This window comes from Micromonospora sp. CNZ299 (assembly GCF_002754415.1).
This window is the reverse complement of the sequence record NZ_PEFG01000001.1, coordinates 4,770,018-4,788,482: the sequence shown is the minus strand read 5'-3', so window position 1 is coordinate 4,788,482 and position 18,465 is coordinate 4,770,018. Positions and strand designations below refer to the sequence as shown.

Below are 18,465 nucleotides of genomic sequence, written 5' to 3'. Positions count from 1 at the left end.
TATCTTACTCGGAACTAACAGCCCGAGCGGCTACCCGGCGCGTACGGGGAGCTGGTGGCCAACGGACCGTTCACCAGGGCCAGCAGGGCACGCAGGAACACCTCTCGATCCTGCTCGGGCAGGGTCGCGAGCAGGTCCTCCTGGATGCGCTCGACCACCTGCCGCGCCCGCAGCAGGACCTGCTCCCCCGCCGGGGTCACCGCGACCAGCCGGGCGCGCCGATCCGTCGGCACGGGGCGACGCTCGGCCAGCCCGGCCCGTTCCAACTGGTCGAGCGTGACGACCATCGTGGTCTTGTCCACGCCGCACCGCTCGCCGATCTGCCGCTGGGTCAGGTCTCCGGTGCGGGCCTGCGCCAGCACGTAGTGCGCCCGTGGCGAGATGCCGAGCTCGGCCAACCCCGCGGCGTGTTCGGTCTGCAGCGCGTGACTCGCCCAGGAGAGCAGGAACAACAGATCCGGGGGGCCGTCAGCGGGCGTGCAGGAGGTCATGCGCCGAGGCTAGCAAGATCCTCCGCGACGAGACGGTTCGCCAAGCGGACGATCAGGGCCGCTGGTAGATGCCGTGTTCGCGGGTGAGCAACCGCTCGTCGACCAGGTACCGACGCAGCGTCGCGTGATCCGACCCGCCCGCCGCGCACCACGCCTTGAGCGCGTCGTCGACGGCGCGCTCCGGATAGTGGGTGCCCGGCTCGAACGACCGCTCGGCGATATGTGCCAGCAGGACCCTCCGTCGGCTGCGCTGCGCCGGCAGACCCACCAGGACGCCCGCGCGCAGGAAGGTCCGCAGCACCGGGTCGGCGTCGGGCTCCGCGTCGTCGGCCGGGCGACTGTCGCGGGCGGCCGCCCGCAGCGACGCCTCGTCGACCGCCAGCGAGCCGTCCACGCCAGTGACGAGACCCGCGTCGGCGAGCCGGCGGACTCCGGTGAGCACCACCCGCGCCGGCAGGCCGGTCCGTTCGGCGACCTCCGTCGCGCTGGTGGCACCCAGCACGATCGCCGCGAAGATCCGTCGCCGTCCGTCGTCGGCCAGGGTTCCGGCCAGAGCATGCGCAGTCACGCCGGTCACCCTCGCATCAGCTGTACGCGAGGCGCCACGCGATTTCTCCGAGCCTGCACGGTCGGCCTTCGCTCGACCGAGCCTGCACGGTCGGCCTTCGCTCCACCGAGCCTGCGCAGTCGGCCTTCGCTCCACCAAGCCTGCGCAGTCGACGAGGCCTGCTCAGTCGACCTTCGGCTGTTCGGCGACGAGCATCACCCGGCGCAACAGGTCGGAGAGTTGCCGCCGTTCGGTCGCTGTGAGCGCGCCGAGCAGGCGGTGCTCCTCGGCGCCCTGGATCTCCATCGCCCCACGCCAGGCGGCCTGACCCGCGTCGGTCAGCTCCACGTCCACCCGCCGGCGGTCGACTGTCGACGGAATCCGGCGCACGAAACCCCGCCGGAGCAGGGTGTCCACCCGGGCCGTGACCGAGGCGGGGGCAACCGCGAGATCCACGGCGAGATCCGAGGGGGCCGCCCGGCCGCGTCGGCCGGCCAGGGCGTGCAGGGTGTCGTACTCGTGAGCGGGCAGGTCGAGGTCGGCCAGAACCCGTTCCTTGACCGTCCGCAGGTGCCGGATCAGCTTGATCATCCTGGTCACCGCACCCTCGACGTCCGCGTCGAGGTCAGGCACCACGGGAAGCCAACGCTCGATGTGCCGGTCGACGTCATCCGGAGTGGTGGTCACCGCACCAGCTTACCTCAGTGCCGAAATATTCATTGGCGAAAGGTTCGGTGTCGAAGTATGTTGTGGCCATGGCTCACCCCCTGCGCATCCCCTCCTTCCGGTTGCTGTTCCTGGGCCGTACCGTCTCGGCTCTCGGCGAGGCGGTGGTGCCCGCCGCTCTGGCCCTGGCCGTGCTGCGGGCCACCGGCTCCACCGGTGCGCTGGCCGTGGTCCTCGCCGCGGCGATGATCCCCCGGCTGCTCCTGCTGCCACTGGGCGGTGTCGTGGCCGACCGGTTCGACGCCCGCCGGGTCGCCATGGCTGCCGACCTGGTGCGCTGCGTGACCCAGCTCGCCGTCGGCGTGGAGCTGCTCGGCAGCGACCCGTCACTGACCACCGTTGTCGGGGCGTCCGCGCTCGGCGGCACCGCGTCGGCGTTCGCCATTCCGACCGCGTCTCCACTGGTCGCCGGCACCGTCGAGCCCGCCGACCGGCAGCGGGCCAACGCCCTGATGGGCATGACCGCCAACACCAGTCGCCTCGCCGGGCCGGCATTGGCCGGCGCGCTGATCTGGGCTGCCGGCCCCGGCTGGGCGTTCATCCTCGACAGTGCGTCGTTCGCGCTCAGCGCCCTCCTGCTCGGGCTGCTGCGGGTCCGCCACGTCCCGGTGCCCCGCCGTTCCGTCCTCGCCGACCTGCGGCACGGCTTCGGCGAAGTACGTGCCCGCGACTGGTTCTGGACCAGCCTGCTCGGGCACGGCGTGTGGAACGGTGCCGCCGCCGTGCTGATGACCCTCGGGCCGGCCGTCGCCATCGACCGCCTCGGCGGTGAGACGACCTGGGTGCTGCTGTTGCAGGCCGGCGCGGTCGGGATGCTCGTCGGATCGCTGCTGGCCGGACGGGTCCGGCTACGCCGACCGGTGCTGCTGGCCAACCTCGGGCTGGCCTGCTACGCCGCGCCGCTCTTCCTGCTCGCCGTCGCCGCGCCCGCCCCGGCGGTGATCGTCGCCTACGCCGTGGCGCTGACCGCCCTCGGTTACCTCAACCCGGTCTGGGAGACCGTCGTGCAGCACCACTTCCCACCCGAGGTGCTGGCCCGCGTCACCTCGTATGACTGGTTGGTGTCGCTCGGCGCCATGCCGCTGGGATACGCGTTGGCGCCGCTGGCCGCCGACGCGTTCGGCGCGCCCGTACCCCTGGCCGTCGCCGGCCTGCTGGTTCTCGCCTCCTGCGCGGGCACGGCCCTCGTCCCCGGCGTACGCCGACTCACCTGGCCAGCGACCCCGCAACCGCAACCGGTCGCACCCGTCGCCGTCCGTTGAGACCAGCGCCGGGATCCTTCCCGCGAGGTGGTCAGTCAGTCGGCGTCGCGTGCCATCGTCACGAAGCCACGCCACGACTCCGGGCTGAAGGCCAGTGTCGCGCCGTCGCGATCCTTGGTGTCACGGACGAGGACCACGCCTGGAAGGTTGTCAGCAACCTCGACACAGTTGCCACCGTTGCCGCCGCTCTTCGTGCTCTTACGCCACCGGGCGCCGATCAGGTCCATGATGCTGCCGCTTCTCTCAGAAGGTCCACGGAACGTCCTCGGGGCAGTGCCTCTCCGCGAATACGCTCCCACCGTCGTTCCAGGCTAACAAGGTCCGACATCTGATCGAGGATCTGCGCCCGTGCGGGGCTGTCGACGTGCGCGACCCTCGATCCATCCGGCATGTCGGCGATGGTGAATGGTCCGTCGAGCCCGGGATAGCTGGGCGCGTCCGCCGGGACGATGTGGAGCTGCACGCTGCCCATCTCGGCAAAGCCCAGCAGGCGCGCGAGTTGCGACGCCATCAACGCGCGGTCGTCGCCAACGCGTCGCCTCAGCACCCCCTCGTCCAGCACCGCGATCAGCAGTGGTCCGCCGTCACGGCTGAGGATCGCTTGCCGGTTCATTCGGGCCTCGGCGAATTCGGCGACCGCGTCCGGTGCCAGCACCCCACCCGCCAGGGTCGCTCGCGCGTACGCCTCCGTCTGGAGCAGTCCGGGTACCCACGTCAGCTCGAACGACCGGAGCGTCACCGCCTCGCGTTCGAGGTCGACCCACGGCCGGAACCACACCGGTTCGCGGCGACGGACGACATCCGGCCATAGCGCGTCGGCGTCTTTTGCCAAGAGCTTTGCGACGGTCGAGCGATGACGGCTCTGGGGAATGTGACCCGGGTTTGCCCACCTGGCGACGGTCTTCGGGTGCACGCCGATCTGACCTGCGAGGCTCTCGGCAGTGTGACCCGCCGCAGCCAGCGCTGCGACAAAGGCATGATTCATGCCGTCCCTCCCCTGGAACAAACGAACTGCCTTGAAGAGATTAGATAACGCTGTGTATTTGTCCAGCAACCCCCGGCAAGGTGCTCTGTAGACGGCGCGGCCGGCAGGGGACCCGAACCCGGCGGACGCGTTCGTAGCGGGGCCGCTTCCGTTGGGCGAGCACTCACGGGGGCGGCCCCTTCCCACACGTCGATCAGGGGGAAAGCCGTGTCCGACGAGGACGGAGAAGAAGCCCGCGAAGTCGAAGCGGGAAGAGCTACGACGACGGCTGGCCCTGCGGTCAGGGCTGGGGACGTGATCCGCTTGACCACCGCGGCGAGCGTCCAATTCATGAAGCCGATCGTCGCCCGGGTCATCCGCGAGCTGCCCGATCGCCACACCTACGACGGTTGGCTCTGGCTCGACGCGTACGAGTTGGGCAAGAAGGGCGAGGCGGTCGCCCGGCGCGAGCTGTTCGTGATGCGTGCGGGCGTGCAGGTGCAGGTTCAGGCCCCCCGTTCCTCCGGGGACGCCCGCTCGCTTACACCGATCCGGCCTGTCAAAACGGTGGAGGTCGTCTGATGCCCGAGCGACCGAAGCACTCCCCCTTGCGGCCAGCGTGGCGCTGCCCGGTCTGCGGCATCCTGTGGCCGTGCTCGGCCGCGAAGCTGCGCCTCCTCGGCGAGTACCGCGAGGATCGGCCGGGCCTGTTGAGTCACCTGGCAAAGCTTCAGGAGGCAGCCGAAGCCGATCTCATTGCGCTGAACCCGGGCGTCGCGCTGCCCGATCTGACCCCGCGTTTCGTCGGCTGGGCCCAAGCCCGATGAGCCAGACTCCGTCGAAGCAGCTCACGAGGGCACGGGTCAGCTCGGGCTGAGCAGGCAGAACTCGTTGCCTTCGGGGTCCGCGAGGACGGTCCACGCGACGTCGTCGGGGCCCAGATTGACGGCGGTGGCACCGAGAGCCCGCAGTCGGGCCGCCTCGGTCTCCGGGTCGTCACCCGGGTAGGGGCGGACGTCGAGATGGACGCGGTTCCACACGGTCTTCACGTCGGGTGTCCGGACGAACTCCAGGTACGGGCCGACGCCCTTGTCGGAGCGCAGCACCGCCTGGCGGTCGGTCACGTCGTGCAGGACCCAGTCCGTGGCCTGGCTCCAGAAGTCGGCCATGGCTCGGGGATCCGCGCAGTCGACCACGACCGCGGCGATCGGCCCGGTGTCCCGGTAGAGCGGCCGGGGCTCCAGGACACAGAACTCGTTGCCCTCCGGGTCGGCCAGGACCGTCCAGGGAACGTCGCCCTGGCCCACGTCGGCAGGTGTCGCGCCGAGATCCTTCAGGCGCGCCACCACCTCCGCCTGGTGAGCCGCCGAGGTGGTGGCGAGGTCGACGTGCACGCGGTTCTTCACCGTCTTTGGTTCCGGGGAGACGACGAGGTCGATGCAGACAGCGACGGGATCCGGGTAGACGAAGCCCACAGGTTCGAGGTTGGTCACGCCGGGGCCCTCGCTGGAGATCTCCCAGCCGAGCACCGCCGCCCAGAAACCGCCCAGCGCGGAATCGTCGCGGGCCTTCATGTTGATCTGTACGAGCCGCGTTGCCATGCCGGAGATGGTAGGGCCCGTCGAGTCGGCAGTGGTGCCCGCCCAGGCCCACATCCGCCGGCGTCCACTGATCAGGTCAAGCCGTCGGTGCGCAGCCGTGCGTGCAGGTGCATGTCGTGCCAGCCGTCGCTGTGGCGGATCGACCCGCGAGCCACGCCCTCGGCGGGGAAGCCTGCCCGCATGGCCACCCGGCACGACGCCGGGTTGGCGGTCGAGTGCTCCAGGGCCAGTCGGTGCAGACCGGCGTCCGTGAAGCTCCACCGGGTCAGGGCTCCCAACGCCTCGGTGGCGATCCCCCGACCGCGTGCACCCGGCAGCAGCCAGTACGACAGGTGCGCCGACCCCTCGGCCAGCAGCACGCCCCGCAACCCCACCTGACCGAGCGGCCGGTCGTCCGTGTCGACGATCGCCCAGCTCGCGGACGTCTCCTCGTGCCAGTGGCCAGCCCACTGCGCCGTCCACGCCCGCGCCTCGCCGTCGCTGTCGAGACGGCGGACGTGCCAGCGCTGGATCGCTGGACAGTCGAACGCGACCCGGACGACCCCGGCGTCGTCGTCGCGCCACGGCCGCAGCGCCAGCCCGGGGCGTACCCGTAGGTGGGGTTGGTCCTGGGCGCCGAGGCTCCCGGCGGGCAGGGCGGGTGTGACGAGCGACGGCATTCGCCCATTATCGAGCCGGGGGCTCACTCGCCGACGGGACCGTCGGCGAGTTCGGCGACCACGTCGAGGTGGCCGAGATGGCGGGCGTACTCCTGGACCAGGTGGAACAGCACCCGCTCCAGCGACGCCGGGTCCGCGCCGTTCCAGCGCGGTCCCGGCGCCCCGATCTCCACCAGGTCGTGCGCCGTCACCACCGCGCTGGTGTGCTCGCCCTGGGCCCGCAGCGCCGCCACCAGGTCCTCCCGGGTCTCCTCCGGGGCGACGTACCAGCGGTCGTCGCGGCGGTCGCCCCACGGGTCGGCGACGTCCCGGCCCTGGAAACCCCACTCGATCCAGCGCAGCTCGACGTGGCGCAGGTGCGTGAGCAGCTCCAGTGGGGTCCACCCCGATGGCAGCCGGCTGCGGCGCAGCTCCGGCTCGGCCAACGCCGACACCTTGGCCACGGTGGACTCGCGGAAGTAGTCCAGGTAACGCAGGAAGACCTCGGTGCGGCTGCCGGCCGGCGCGGTGGGCTCGGGGAAGGCGATCATGATGAGGTCGGCAGGTCGCGGGCGCGCTGCCGCACACCCGCCGCGCCGTACGGGTAGTCCCCCACCGGCGGGGCGCTCGCCTCGTCCAGCAACCGCATCTGCTCGGCGTCGAGGACCAGGTCCGCGGCGGTCAGGTTGTCGTCGAGCTGCTCGGTGGTGCGCGCGCCGAGGATGACCGAGGTGACCGCCGGTCGGGCGGCCAGCCAGGCCAGCGACACCGCAGACATGGACACGCCGCGTTCCCCGGCGACCTGACGGACCGCGTCGAGCACCCGCCAGGTGCGCTCCTCGGCGTTGCGACCGGCGTACGCCTCGACGCCGCGCTGGGGGTTCTCGCCGAGGCGGGTCGCTCCGGTGGGCGTGCTGTCGCGCTGGTACTTGCCGGTCAGCCAGCCGCCGCCCAGCGGTGACCACGGCAGGATGCCGATGCCCTCGTTCTCGCAGACCGGCACCAGCTCGAACTCGATCTCCCGAGCCAGCAGGTTGTACTGCGGTTGCAGGGTCACGATCGGGGTGAGGTTGAGGTGCTGGGTGAGCAGGGCGGCCTTCTGCAACTGCCAGCCGGTGAAGTTGCTGACCCCCGCATAGCGGATCTTGCCGGCGCTCACCGCGTCGTCGAAGAACCGCAGGGTCTCCGGCAGTGGGGTCATCGGGTCCCAGGCGTGCGCCTGGTAGAGGTCGACGGCCTCGACCCCGAGTCGCCTTAGGCTGGCGTCCAGCGCGCGGGTGAGGTGCACCCGGGACAGGCCGGCGTCGTTCGCCCCCGGGCCCATCGGGAAACGCCCCTTGGTGGCGATCACCAGCCGGTCGCGCAGGTCGGGTCGGGCCCGCAGCCACCGCCCGACGATGTCCTCCGAGACGCCGGCGGAATAGACGTCGGCGGTGTCGATGAAGGTGCCACCGGCCTCGACGAACCGGTCCAGTTGGGCGAAGCTGCCGGCCTCGTCGGTTTCCGCGCCGAAGGTCATGGTGCCCAGGCACAGGGTCGAGACCACAGTGCCGGTGGAGCCCAGAGTGCGATAGCGCATATCGTCCTTTCGGTCCGAGTGACGAAGCCGATCTTCGCACCCGTCCCGACCACCCGCATGCGGGACAGTGCCGAACGCGGTACGGGCACCCGCGCGACCACCTCGCGGGTCATCATGAGCAGGTGAGCGACCCCACGATCGACATTGACCGGCCTCAGCGGCCGGCTCCGGCGGCACCGCCGGGCGCGCCACCGGAGGTTGGCACACGAGGGCGCGGCCCTTGGCTGGTTTCCGCCGCGACCACTGTGACGCTGCTGCTGCTCGCAGGCCGGTACGGCTACCACCGCGACGAGTTGTACTTCCTGCTCGCCGGCCGACACCTCGACTGGGGCTACGTCGACCAGGGTCCGCTGGTCCCGGCGCTCGCTCGGCTGCTCGACACGATCGCACCGGGCAACCTGGTGGTGCTGCGGACGCCGTCGGCGCTGCTGGCTGGTGGCGCAGTGTTGCTGGTCGCCGCCATCGCGCGGGAGCTGGGCGGCGGCCGTGGCGCGCAGACCTTCGCGGCGGTGCTGGCCGCGCTGTCCGGCATCGTGCTCGCCAGCGGTCACCTGCTCAGCACCACCACCGTCGACCTGCTGGTCTGGCTGGCCGCCGTGTGGTGTGCGGTGCGGTTGCTGCGCACCGGCGACAGCCGCTGGGCGCTCGGCATCGGTCTGGCGCTCGGGGTGGGCATGCTCAGCAAGCTTCTGCCGGCGTTGCTGGCCGTGGGTCTGATCGCCGGGGTGCTCATCGCCGGGCCACGTCGGCTGCTGCGTGACCGGTGGGTGCTCGCCGCTGCCGGCGTCGCCGTGCTGCTGGCCGCTCCGAACCTCATCTGGCAGGCGGCACACGGCTTCCCGCAGCTCGGCGTGGCGGCCTCCATCTCCGACGGAGACAGCTCCTACAGCGGCCGGGTCGACGCGTTGACCCTCCAGTTCGTCATCATCAGCCCGTACGCCGTACCGATCTGGATCGCGGGCCTCGTCGCGCTGCTGCGCCGACCGGCGTGGCGGGCGTACCGGGCGGTGGGCTGGGCCTGGCTGGTGGTGTTCGGCATCGTGCTGATCGCCGGCGGCAAGGGTTACTACGACGCGCCGCTGCTGCTGGTTCTCACCGCCGCCGGCGTGCTGGTCACCGTCGCATGGGCGTCGCGCGGGTCGATCCGGCTGCGTCGAGGGCTGCTCGTGCTGGGTGTGGTGCCGTTCCTGCTGCCCAACATCGTGCTGCTGCTGCCGGTGCTGCCCGCCGAGCGGCTCCCCGCGTTCGTGGTGGACGTCAACTACGACGCCGGCGAGACGATCGGCTGGCCGGCGTTCGCGGACTCGCTCGCCGCCGTCCACGGTGGCCTGACACCCGAGGAGCGCTCCCGGGCGGTCATCCTGACCGGCAACTACGGCGAGGCCGGTGCGGTGGCCCGGTACGGTCCGGCCCGTGGTCTTCCGCGCGCGTACTCCGGGCACAACAGCATGGTCGACTTCGGTCGGCCACCCGCCGAAGCGGACGTGGTCATCGCCGTCGGCTGGGAACGGCCCGACCCGTTGAACGCCTGGTTCGAGACGTGCACGCTCGCCGGGCGGGTGGACCAGCGGGTCGAGGTGGAGAACGACGAGAACGGCGGCCCGATCCACGTGTGCCGGGGGCTGCGGCGTCCGTGGGCGCAGATCTGGGACACCGAGGTACGCCACACCGGCTGACAGTGGTCAGCCGGCGCGGTCGCTGGTGAGCCAGGTGTGGATGCCGGCAAGTGCCTCGGGGCCGGAGGCGGTGTCGACGTCGCGGGCGAGATCGGCGATCGTGACCGCGGCGAGCGCCTGGCGCCACGCGTCCTCCGCTGCCCACATGGCACGGGCGACCGGGCACGGCGTGGTGCAGGAGTCGGCCGGTGTCGCGAACGGGCCGCGCTGGCGGATCTCCGTGCAGACGAAACTGGGGCCCGGGCCGTCGACGGCCCGCACCACATCGAGCAGGGTGATGCTCTCCGGCGCCCGGGTGAGGACGTAACCGCCCGACTTGCCCTGAACGGAGTGGATCAGGTCGGCGCGGGCGAGCGACTGGAGCTGCTTGGCGAGGTAGCTGCTGGAGACATCGTGCAGCTCCGCCAGTTTGGCCGCCGGGACGGGCGTGCTGCTGGTCGTGAGGACCACGCAGCAGTGCAGCGCCCACTCGACCCCGCCGGACATCTTCATGACCTCACCCTAGCCAACCCCGGATACTCGGACTCGCAATGTCCGAGTATTGTTCTCGGACAGGAGAGGTCCGAGTTTGGCTTGAGCGAGGAAAGCCGGACAGACGACCACATTTCACGGGAAGGTGCATGAGCATGAAGATCGCCGTACTGGGTGGGACCGGCCTCATCGGGTCGCAGGTCGTCAAGATCTTGCAGACCGCCGGGCATGAGGCGGTGCCGCACTCGCTGTCCACCGGGGTGGACCTCCTCAGCGGGCAGGGGCTGTCCGAGGCGCTCACCGGCGCCGACGTCGTCGTCAACCTGACCAATTCGCCGACCTTCGACGACGCCTCCCCCGCCTTCTTCCAGACGACCATGGACAACCTCCTGGCCGCCGCCGAGCGTGCGGGCGTCGGTCACGCGGTGGTGCTCTCCATCGTCGGCGTCGACCAGGTGCCCGACCTGGCCTACTACCGCGCCAAGACCCTCCAGGAGGACATCCTCAGGGCCGGTCCCGTTCCGTACTCGATCGTCCGCGCCACCCAGTTCTTCGAGTTCGTCGAGTCGATCCTCTCCTGGACCGCCGACGAGACCACCGTTCGCCTACCCAGCACCCCGGTGCAGCCGATGGCCGCGGCCGACGTCGCGCAGGCCGTCGCCGACGTCAGCATGGGCGCGCCGCTGCGGGGCATCCGCAACGTCGCCGGCCCCGAGGTCTTCGCCCTCGACGAGTTGGGGCGCATCACCCTCGCCGCCCGTGGTGACCAGCGCACCGTCACGACCGACGACAGCGCTGGCATGTTCGCCGCCGCCCCCGACGACGTCCTCGTCGCCCCCGACGGCGCCGTCATCGCGCCCACCGCCTACCGGGAGTGGCTGGGCCGCCAGGGCTGAGCGTCGGGCCCTACCCGCACGTCGCCGTGGCAGTCGATCATCACGGCGACGCGCGGGTGCGGCTTTGCCACTCGCGGTCCAGGATCGCGAACACGAGCTGGTCAGCCCACTCCCCCGCGAACAGATAGCTCGCGACGTGGTGTGCCTCGCGGCGCATGCCGAGCCGGGCCATCAGACGGGCGGAGGCGGCGTTGCGCCCATGACACCGGCCATAGATCCGGTGCAGACCGAACTCGGTGAAACCCCAGTCCACCAACGCCGAAGCGGCTTCCGTCGCCAACCCGCGACCCCCATGGTCGGGGTTGAACACGAAACCGAGTTCAGCCGCACGATCGAGCTGGCTGCGCCACACCAACTCCACGGTCCCGATCACCCCCGCTTCACCGACCGCGGCCAACGCCAGGCAGTCCCCCTCCGCGCGCAGCGCGTCCTCGCCGGCCATGGCGAGCACCGACGACCGCGACTGTTCACGGGTACGCGGCTCGGCACCGAGCATCCAGCGAACGACATCGGGTCGACGCTGGTACGCGTACACGTCATCGAGGTCGTCGATGGTGAACGGACGCAGGGTGAGCCGAGCGGTGCGAATCGGATAGGTCGGCTGGAACATCAGGCGAACTCCCGCATCGTCTGCGGGCGGCCGTCATCGTGGGCCTCGGCGTCCCCTGCCGCTCCGGGATCGGGGCGGCGCGGTAGCAGCAACGGGCTGGCGAGGATCAGCAGTCCCGCGACCAGGATGGCCGTGCGAGGGCTGGTGGCGGCGGCGAACAGTCCGCCGAGCGCACTGAGGACCGCGATGGTGGCACTGCTGCCGATCGACCAGGCCGTCAGAGTCCGGACCACGCGGTCCTTCGGCGTCTGCTCCAGGCGGTAGGTGGCGAGAACCGGGTTGTACAGGCTCATGCTGATGATGATCGCAAGTTCGACGGCGATCACCGTGGCGAGCCCGACGACACCGGGCTGGACGAAGGCGAGGCCGACCAGCCAGATCGCGCGCAACGTGCCCACGGTGCGGATGATCCGGTGTCGGCCGTACCTCGCGACGACCCGGCGGGCCAGGCGTGAGCCGATGAGCCCGCCGACGCAGGGCACGGCGAAGGCAAGCCCGTACTGCCAGGGTGGGAACCCGAGTTCGCCGAGCAGGAGCACGGCCAGCAGTGGCTCGGCGGCCATGATCAGCCCACTGACGAGCAGCTGGTTGAGGTAGAGCGCCCGCAGGCCACGGTGGCTCAGGAGGTGCCGCCAGCCGTCGAGCACCTCGCTGGCACGCACCCGGCGACCGCCACCGCGCCGGGGGTGTTCCTCCCGCCCGCCGATCGCCGTGATCCCCAGCGCGGAGAGCAGGTAGCTCACGGCATCGGCCACGATGGTGGCGACCGGGCCGAACAGGCCGACCGCCGCGCCGCCCAGCGGCGGCCCGAACGCGATGGCGCTCCAGGTCGTCGACTCGAACCTCGCATTGGCCACGAGCAGGTCGTCCGGCCGGACGAGGGCCTTGAGGTAGGCGCCGCTGGCCGCACCGAAAGCGATCCTGGCGGTGGCGACGACGGCCGAGACGACCAACAACTGCGCGAAACCGAGCCGGCCGAGCGCGTACGCGACGGGGATCGTCAGCAGCACCGCGAACCGGGTCAGATCCATCACGACCATCACCGGCCGTTTGCGGCGGAACTCCACCCACGGCCCGAGTGGCAACGCGACCAGCGCGCCCACCGCCGGCCCCACAGCCGACAGCGCGGACACCTGGGCGGGGCTGGCGTCCAACACCAGCACGGCGATCAGCGGTAGGGCACCGAAGCCGAAGCCGGAACCGTAGGCGCTGACCGCGTACGCCGCCCACAACCACCGGAACCGCCGACCCAGGGATCGTCTCGCCGCCACACCCCACACCCCTGCTTCCAACAACCTGCCGTTGACCGGTGCGATCAAAGCAAGGGCGCAGAGGCCAGATCAAACAACCGAACCGACGGTGAGCCACAACCAGATGTTGTGGAAGTAGGGTTCCTGGCGTGGATCTCGACGCCGTACGCACGTTCGTCGCCGCCGCCGACGCCGGTCAGTTCCAGGAAGCCGCCACCGCGCTGTCGATCACCCAGCAGGCCGTGTCCAAGCGCATCGCCGCCCTGGAAAAGGATCTTCAGGTACGACTGTTCAACCGCACTGCTCGCGGCGCCCAGCTCACGATCGACGGCCAGACCTTCCTGCCCCATGCCCGGGAACTGCTGCGCGTCGAGGCGCGCGCCGACGCCTCCGTACGCCCCGGTCGGCGTGCCCTGCGCGTGGATGTGCACAGTCGGCGCATCGCCCCGGCGGTGCTGTTGCAGGACTTCCACCGGGCGCACCCCCGCATCGAGCTGGATGTCGTCACCCTCGACGCCGATGTCCATGCCGCGATGGCCGCCGTCGAGGCGGGGGCGGTCGACGCCACGTTCCACGCCGTCCCCATCCCGGCCCGCCATCTGCCCGACGGGATCAGGACGGCCCGCGTGATCGACGAACACCACGAACTCCTCGTCGGGCCACGCCACGCCCTCGCCAACGCCCGCACCGTCACGCCCGCGCAGCTCGCCGCGCACCGCATCTGGATGCCCGGCATGGCCTCCGGCACCGAGTGGGCGGACTACTACGACGAACTCGCCGCCGCGTTCGGCCTCACCATCGACCTGGTCGGGCCGGTCTTCGGCAACGAGGCACTGTTGGCCGAGATCGCCGACTCCGCGGAACTGGCGACGTTCGCCGGCGAACGCACCCGGTACCTGTGGCCGGACAGTTACGACCTGCGGCGCGTACCGGTACGCGGGCCGGCGCCGATCTACCCCATGTCGCTGATCTGGCGCGATGACAACCCGCATCCCGCGCTCGCCACACTTCGTGACCACCTGGACTCCCGGCGAGTGCGGGCCCCCGACGCCGAGGTCTGGCTCCCGACCTGGGTGTCGTGATCGGCGACTGCTCGGTCGGCGGGCGCTGCCCCGCGGTCAGTGCCGCAGGAGGCCGGTCGTCTGGATCGTCTCCACGTGCCCGGTCAGCGGCGCGCTGCGGTGCAGCTCAAGCCCGATGTCGACGACGACGGAGCGCTCCAGGGTCGAGACCTGCGCCATGGGTGTCCACTGCGCCAGGTCGGTCGTGCCGCACGTCTCGGATCGAAGCTCACCGGCAACGATCCGGGCCCGGTAGAAGATGGCCAGCATGTGCAACTCGACAACATCCCTGTCGGTGCGCTCCACATTCCTCGTACGCGAGTTCACACCGAGCAACTGCTCGACCTGCGCCTCGTACCCCGTCTCCTCAGTCACCTCCCGCACGACGGCGTCGAACGGATCCTCGGCGTGCTCGACCCCGCCGCCGGGCAACGTCCAGTGCCGCCGAGCACCGTCGGGCGAAACCCAACGGGCGAGCAGCACGTCCTCATCCCGGAGACACACCGCGTACGCGGCGACCCGGAGCCGTTGCGTGATCACGGTGACCAGGATGTCGCAGTCTCGGGAGAAGCGCTGCCCTCGAACGGGTTGAACGGTTCTGTCAGAACGATCCTCCTGAGATTTCGGCGAGCAGTTGGAAACTGCCGGAGCGGCTCCCACCGGATGGGGACCGTCAGAGCCTGACCTAGCCTGGTGACGTGCTGTCGCAGATGAAGGGCCTGTCCCGACACTTCACGGAGGAGACCCTGCGCGCGTACCTCCTCGATCGATCGGTCCGTCGAGACGACGGCTGCCTGATCGTGCGCGGGTACGGGAGCCAGCGGGGCGTCTACCAGAAGGTCGCCGGGCGGGCCTGGGCGCACATCACGGCCTACGTTGTCTTCGTCGGCGGTTACGACCCCGGGTTGGACGTGCGCCACCTCTGTGGAGCGCGTGACTGCATCGAACCCACTCACCTGCAGCAGGTGGTCCGCGCCGAAAACTGCCGCAGCCGCACCCAGCAACCGCGCTGTCGCAACGGGCACGAGCGAGAGATCGATCCCACGAGTGGCCGGTACCGCAAGGTGTGTCGCGCGTGCAACAGCGAGGCCCAGAGAAGGTGGCGGGTGCGCCAGGCGGCAGAGGTTGCCGCAGCCCGGGCCGCTTACGGGCGCCAGGTTGGTTGAAGCCTCCCGGCAACCGGCTGAGTGAGCACGTGAGCTGGGCATCGGGTCGCTTCTGTCCTGGCTCCGTGAGAGTGGCGAATGTTGACCGCTACGTCGATCAGGTCATCCGCCTGCTCACCGCCTCGGACGCCGGTCAGGAGCGGGTGGGCCGGTAGCGGTCATGTGGTGCCAGGAGGCTTCCCTGGTGACCGGTCCGTATGATCCGACGATGATCAGCGAGCCGTTGCGCCCCGGCCCGGCGGCCACCGGACGGCGACCGCCCAGCATCAGCGCCAGCGTGCTGCTGTTCGCGTTCTGGTGGGTGTACGTGCTTGCCGTTGACATCGCGCTCCTGGCCGAGGTCGGCGGCGCCGGGAACTGGCTCGCCCTTGGTGGCTGCACGGTGGCCGTCGGTGTCCTGCTCCGTGGCCTCCGGCGCGGGGGCCCGACCGCATGGCGGGTGGCCCAGCGATTCGCCGTGGGCGTCGGGCTCGCTTTTCTCGGTGGTGCCGGGACGATGCTGCTGTTCGGGCCGCGCCTCGGGTCGCTGATCACGCCGCCGGTCGAACCCGTTGTCGTCGTGGGGATGCTGGGCGGGCTGCTGGCGGTGCTGGCCCTGCTCGTCAGCGGGCTGCTGCTCCGCACCGCTTCGGCCCGGGCCTGGTGCGGTCGCTGATCGCTCATCGACCAGGATGGCGCCATGCACTCGATCTTCACCGGCCGGCTCCTGCTGCCCCTGCTGTCCCCGCTCCGGCGTACTGCCGCGGTCACCCTGGGGGACGGAACTCCGGTGGCGGTGCTGCGCCGCAAGTTCGTGTCCAAGCGGCACCAGTTCGACGTTCTTGATGCTGGAGCTACGACGCTGCTCGCCACCGGCGCCGCCACCAGCTTCGCGAACGACCATCACCGGCTGATCGGACCGCGTTCCGAGGTCATCCTGGAATATCTGATCGACTATGCGGGTCGCCGGCGGGGGACGGTGACTCTGCCGGACGGCCGGGTGCTCACGACCGAAGGCGACCGCAGTGCCCAGCATTTCGCCATCACTGACCGGTCGGGTCGCCCGGTGGCCACGCTGGTGACCACGAGCAGCGCCTTGTCGATGCGGTCGGCGGACCTGGTGCTGGACGTCGGTGCGCCGGTGCTGACGCTGCTCGAAGCGATCGGCATGGCGCAGTGCCTGCTCACCGTGGTCAACTCCCGGCGGGGCGACGCGACCTGACCGGCAGTCGGCGCCGCCGACCTTCAACCAACCCCCAGGGGTACGGCGGCGCGAACGCCATCGACATCCGGGCCGCCGCCGGCAACCGGTCACCGCAGACTGGGAACCGCTGCGGCGGCTCCTCCACCGTGCCGCTCGAGCAGTTGTCGCGCGGAGCCAGGACAGCTGTAGGAGGATCGTTACAACATCCCGAAGCCTTACGCACAAGAACTGTCATTATGATGCGTGCCTGCTTCGCCCCCTTTGTAGCAGCTGATTATCGGATTACTGTTACCGGCAAACCGATAATGGGTCCAGGCGGCGAAGAGGGGCTAGTGGCAGCGCGCGAGTTGGTGAGTTGACCCGAGGTCTCGAGGACCTGAAGGTCCTGAGGTCAGCTCAGGTAAGCGACGACATCTGATCTACGCGCCCGCTCAGGGCCGAAGCCAGCGATCGAACCAGGCGCGAGTCCGGCGCAGGACGTCGAGTTGATGGTTGCGTTCCCGGACCGAGTGGCCCTCTCTCGGGTAGATCACGAACTCGTGCTCAACATCGAAGTGGCGCAGCGCCCGGTGGAGGTACACGGCCTGCCCGAGGGGAACGTTGGTGTCCTCGGCACCGTGCAGGATGAGCACCGGCGTGCGGATGCGGCTGGCGAAGGAGATCGGGCTGACCGCGTCATGGGGGTGTGGGCCGATGCCGGACCAGCCGGTGCTGCCACCGAGCGCGGCTTCGAACTGGCCGTTCTCCCCGGTCGCGGCGAGCATGCCCCAGTCGACGACGCCGGCACCGACCAGCGCGGCGCGGAAGCGGTCGGTCTGGCCAACGGCCCAGGCGGACACGAAGCCGCCGTGACTCCAACCAGCGATGCCCAGCCGGTCGGGGTCGGCGATGCCCTGAGCGATGAGCAGGTCGATGCCGGTCAGGATGTCGGTCCACTCCTGCCCTCCGACCCGGCCGGCGACGCTGGCGGCGAACTGGTGACCATGGCCCTGGCCGCCGCGCGGGTTGGGCAGGAACACCGCGTAGCCGGCGGCGGCCAGCCACTGCGCGCTGGGGAACCAGAACAACTGGCACCGATCGGCGTAGCGATCGTAGGGGCCTCCGTGCACGATCGTGACCAGCGGGAACGGGCCTTCCGATGCGGACCTTCCGACCGGCAGCACGAGCAGACCGTCCAGGTCGAGGCCGTCGGCGGCGCGGTAGGCCAGCGGTTGTTGCGTGCCGAGTGCGATGCCGTCCAGGTCCGGGCGGGTGTTGGTGATTCTTCGCAGCGGCCCGGTCGACGGCCCGATGTGAACGTTCGGGGGTTGATAGCGGGTGCCGGTAATGGTGGCGATCTCTGCGCCGGTAGGAGTGGTGGTGACGTTGTCGAGGCGTCCGGGGTGATGCGACAGGGTGGTGAGGCCGGCGGGGTCGAGTCGGGCCAGTGTCGTGTTCAGACCGTCGGCGCACACCAGCAGCGGGGCGGCACCGGTCTGGCAGAGCTGGGTGGGGCACATCGAGAGACCAGCTGTCCGGTTGCGCACGACGCGGCTGTCCACGGCCAGGTCGAACACGGCGGTGCCGGCCTGCAGCGCCGGCGGGGTGAGCGCGACGTAACCGAGGTGCCAACCGTCCTCGCCCGGCCACCAGGCCAGAGATCGTGCGTCGGCCGCGACCGGGCCAAGGTTCTCCGCACGCCCGGTCGTGGGGTCGAACAGGTGCAGTTGGCCGGTGCGCGGGCCGTGGTCGTTGTCGGCGCTGGCCCAGGTGAGCACGGCAAGTGGGCCGCCGCCGGGACGTTGGCACAGTTCCACGACGTGCCGGTCGCCGAACACACCCGGGGTGGTGACCCGGCCGGCGCGCAGGTCGAGCATCCGCAACCGGGCGCGCGATTCGCGCTCGCCGACGACGATGGCGTCGTCTCGGTCCCGGGCGCGGCGCGCGTCCTGCTCGGTGGGTTCGTCCTCCGCGAGCAGAGCGACCAGGTGGGGGTCGCTGAGCGGCAGGTGGTCGATGACGCCGGCTCGCCAGTTGGTCACCGTGGTCACCGCGCCGTTGGCAGGGGTGAATCTGTGTAGCTGCGGGGTGCCGCGGTCGGCGCGGTCGGACAGGAAGAACAGCGTCTCCGAGTCGGCCGACCAGAGTGGCCGGGACTCGGCTGCGGTGTCGGCTGTCGCCCGGCGCGGCACGACGGCGTCATCGGTGCCGGCGAGCCAGAGTTGGGTGTCGAGGTGGTCACCGGCCCGGCTGATGGGAGCGAGGACGTAGCAGAGCAGGCGCCCGTTCGGGGCCAGCGCCGGGGTCTGCGGGGCACAACCGTCGACAACGACCTCGGCGGTCAGACCCGTCATGCGATCAGTCT

Annotated in this window: 23 protein-coding genes; 9 read left to right on the top strand and 14 right to left on the bottom strand. The window is 70.6% G+C overall.

The window, feature by feature from the left end; all coding sequences use genetic code 11:
• Positions 1-14: 14 nt before the first annotated feature.
• From CLT68_RS21835 to CLT68_RS21825, 3 genes are all read right to left on the bottom strand, one after another.
• Positions 15-491 (bottom strand): MarR family winged helix-turn-helix transcriptional regulator, encoded by a 477-nt coding sequence (locus tag CLT68_RS21835; protein ID WP_099853537.1) that lies wholly within the window; start codon positions 489-491, stop codon positions 15-17.
• A gap of 52 nt (positions 492-543) precedes the next feature.
• Entirely contained in the window at positions 544-1,059 is a 516-nt protein-coding gene (locus CLT68_RS21830) for a DUF2087 domain-containing protein (protein ID WP_099857460.1), read from the bottom strand.
• Between the two features lie 162 nt (positions 1,060-1,221).
• A complete protein-coding gene (locus CLT68_RS21825) occupies positions 1,222-1,725 on the bottom strand; it encodes a MarR family transcriptional regulator (RefSeq protein ID WP_199177112.1) in 504 nt (167 codons plus the stop codon).
• Between the two features lie 68 nt (positions 1,726-1,793).
• On the opposite strand from CLT68_RS21825, the gene CLT68_RS21820 reads away from it, so the two are divergent.
• Positions 1,794-3,026, top strand: a complete 1,233-nt coding sequence (locus CLT68_RS21820; protein WP_099853535.1) for an MFS transporter — start codon at positions 1,794-1,796, stop codon at positions 3,024-3,026.
• 35 nt (positions 3,027-3,061) lie between these two features.
• On the opposite strand, the gene CLT68_RS21815 is transcribed toward CLT68_RS21820, so the two are convergent.
• Positions 3,062-3,253, bottom strand: a complete 192-nt coding sequence (locus tag CLT68_RS21815) for a DUF397 domain-containing protein (protein ID WP_099853533.1) — start codon at positions 3,251-3,253, stop codon at positions 3,062-3,064.
• The gene (locus tag CLT68_RS21810; RefSeq protein ID WP_099857456.1) at positions 3,244-4,011 is read right to left on the bottom strand and encodes a DUF5753 domain-containing protein; all 768 of its coding nucleotides are present in this window, start codon (positions 4,009-4,011) and stop codon (positions 3,244-3,246) included. Before CLT68_RS21810 ends, CLT68_RS21815 begins: the two co-directional genes overlap by 10 nt.
• Positions 4,012-4,305: 294 nt before the next feature.
• Between CLT68_RS21810 and CLT68_RS21805 the strand changes: the two genes are divergently transcribed.
• A complete protein-coding gene (locus CLT68_RS21805) occupies positions 4,306-4,572 on the top strand; it encodes a hypothetical protein (RefSeq protein ID WP_099853531.1) in 267 nt (88 codons plus the stop codon).
• Complete coding sequence (locus CLT68_RS21800; protein ID WP_099853529.1) at positions 4,572-4,817, top strand: flavin reductase; 246 nt, start codon at positions 4,572-4,574, stop codon at positions 4,815-4,817. Before CLT68_RS21805 ends, CLT68_RS21800 begins: the two co-directional genes overlap by 1 nt.
• Before the next feature lie 36 nt (positions 4,818-4,853).
• Here CLT68_RS21800 and CLT68_RS21795 read toward each other — a convergent pair whose 3' ends face one another.
• The 4 genes from CLT68_RS21795 to CLT68_RS21780 all read right to left on the bottom strand — a co-directional run bounded on the left by CLT68_RS21795 (position 4,854) and on the right by CLT68_RS21780 (position 7,808).
• Positions 4,854-5,591: a VOC family protein gene (locus CLT68_RS21795; RefSeq protein ID WP_099857454.1), complete on the bottom strand. Its 738-nt coding sequence runs from the start codon at positions 5,589-5,591 to the stop codon at positions 4,854-4,856.
• A gap of 71 nt (positions 5,592-5,662) precedes the next feature.
• A complete protein-coding gene (locus CLT68_RS21790) occupies positions 5,663-6,250 on the bottom strand; it encodes a GNAT family N-acetyltransferase (protein WP_099853527.1) in 588 nt (195 codons plus the stop codon).
• A gap of 23 nt (positions 6,251-6,273) precedes the next feature.
• Positions 6,274-6,780, bottom strand: a complete 507-nt coding sequence (locus tag CLT68_RS21785; RefSeq protein ID WP_486482268.1) for a mycothiol transferase — start codon at positions 6,778-6,780, stop codon at positions 6,274-6,276.
• The gene (locus tag CLT68_RS21780; protein WP_099853525.1) at positions 6,777-7,808 is read right to left on the bottom strand and encodes an aldo/keto reductase; all 1,032 of its coding nucleotides are present in this window, start codon (positions 7,806-7,808) and stop codon (positions 6,777-6,779) included. Before CLT68_RS21780 ends, CLT68_RS21785 begins: the two co-directional genes overlap by 4 nt.
• Positions 7,809-7,930: 122 nt before the next feature.
• Between CLT68_RS21780 and CLT68_RS21775 the strand changes: the two genes are divergently transcribed.
• On the top strand, positions 7,931-9,484 hold the full coding sequence (locus CLT68_RS21775; protein ID WP_099853523.1) for a glycosyltransferase family 39 protein: 1,554 nt from the start codon (positions 7,931-7,933) through the stop codon (positions 9,482-9,484).
• A 6-nt stretch (positions 9,485-9,490) separates the two neighbouring features.
• Here CLT68_RS21775 and CLT68_RS21770 read toward each other — a convergent pair whose 3' ends face one another.
• A complete protein-coding gene (locus CLT68_RS21770; RefSeq protein ID WP_099853521.1) occupies positions 9,491-9,976 on the bottom strand; it encodes an RrF2 family transcriptional regulator in 486 nt (161 codons plus the stop codon).
• Positions 9,977-10,110: 134 nt separating this feature from the next.
• Between CLT68_RS21770 and CLT68_RS21765 the strand changes: the two genes are divergently transcribed.
• Positions 10,111-10,851, top strand: a complete 741-nt coding sequence (locus CLT68_RS21765) for an NAD(P)H-binding protein (protein ID WP_099853519.1) — start codon at positions 10,111-10,113, stop codon at positions 10,849-10,851.
• Between the two features lie 40 nt (positions 10,852-10,891).
• Here CLT68_RS21765 and CLT68_RS21760 read toward each other — a convergent pair whose 3' ends face one another.
• Positions 10,892-11,461: a GNAT family N-acetyltransferase gene (locus CLT68_RS21760; RefSeq protein ID WP_099853517.1), complete on the bottom strand. Its 570-nt coding sequence runs from the start codon at positions 11,459-11,461 to the stop codon at positions 10,892-10,894.
• On the bottom strand, positions 11,461-12,732 hold the full coding sequence (locus CLT68_RS21755) for an MFS transporter (RefSeq protein ID WP_486482267.1): 1,272 nt from the start codon (positions 12,730-12,732) through the stop codon (positions 11,461-11,463). The genes CLT68_RS21760 and CLT68_RS21755 overlap by 1 nt, the downstream gene beginning before the upstream one ends.
• A 128-nt stretch (positions 12,733-12,860) precedes the next feature.
• Between CLT68_RS21755 and CLT68_RS21750 the strand changes: the two genes are divergently transcribed.
• On the top strand, positions 12,861-13,793 hold the full coding sequence (locus CLT68_RS21750; RefSeq protein ID WP_099853513.1) for a LysR family transcriptional regulator: 933 nt from the start codon (positions 12,861-12,863) through the stop codon (positions 13,791-13,793).
• 36 nt (positions 13,794-13,829) lie between these two features.
• Here the strand turns inward: CLT68_RS21750 and CLT68_RS21745 are convergent, their stop codons facing one another.
• A complete protein-coding gene (locus tag CLT68_RS21745) occupies positions 13,830-14,312 on the bottom strand; it encodes an NUDIX hydrolase (protein ID WP_396680408.1) in 483 nt (160 codons plus the stop codon).
• 158 nt (positions 14,313-14,470) lie between these two features.
• Between CLT68_RS21745 and CLT68_RS21740 the strand changes: the two genes are divergently transcribed.
• The 3 genes from CLT68_RS21740 to CLT68_RS21730 all read left to right on the top strand — a co-directional run bounded on the left by CLT68_RS21740 (position 14,471) and on the right by CLT68_RS21730 (position 16,139).
• On the top strand, positions 14,471-14,938 hold the full coding sequence (locus tag CLT68_RS21740) for an HNH endonuclease (RefSeq protein ID WP_099853511.1): 468 nt from the start codon (positions 14,471-14,473) through the stop codon (positions 14,936-14,938).
• 208 nt (positions 14,939-15,146) lie between these two features.
• Positions 15,147-15,593 (top strand): hypothetical protein, encoded by a 447-nt coding sequence (locus tag CLT68_RS21735; protein ID WP_143743220.1) that lies wholly within the window; start codon positions 15,147-15,149, stop codon positions 15,591-15,593.
• 24 nt (positions 15,594-15,617) lie between these two features.
• Complete coding sequence (locus tag CLT68_RS21730; protein WP_099853507.1) at positions 15,618-16,139, top strand: hypothetical protein; 522 nt, start codon at positions 15,618-15,620, stop codon at positions 16,137-16,139.
• Between the two features lie 413 nt (positions 16,140-16,552).
• Here CLT68_RS21730 and CLT68_RS21725 read toward each other — a convergent pair whose 3' ends face one another.
• A complete protein-coding gene (locus tag CLT68_RS21725) occupies positions 16,553-18,454 on the bottom strand; it encodes a prolyl oligopeptidase family serine peptidase (protein ID WP_099853505.1) in 1,902 nt (633 codons plus the stop codon).
• Between the last annotated feature and the right edge of the window lie 11 nt (positions 18,455-18,465).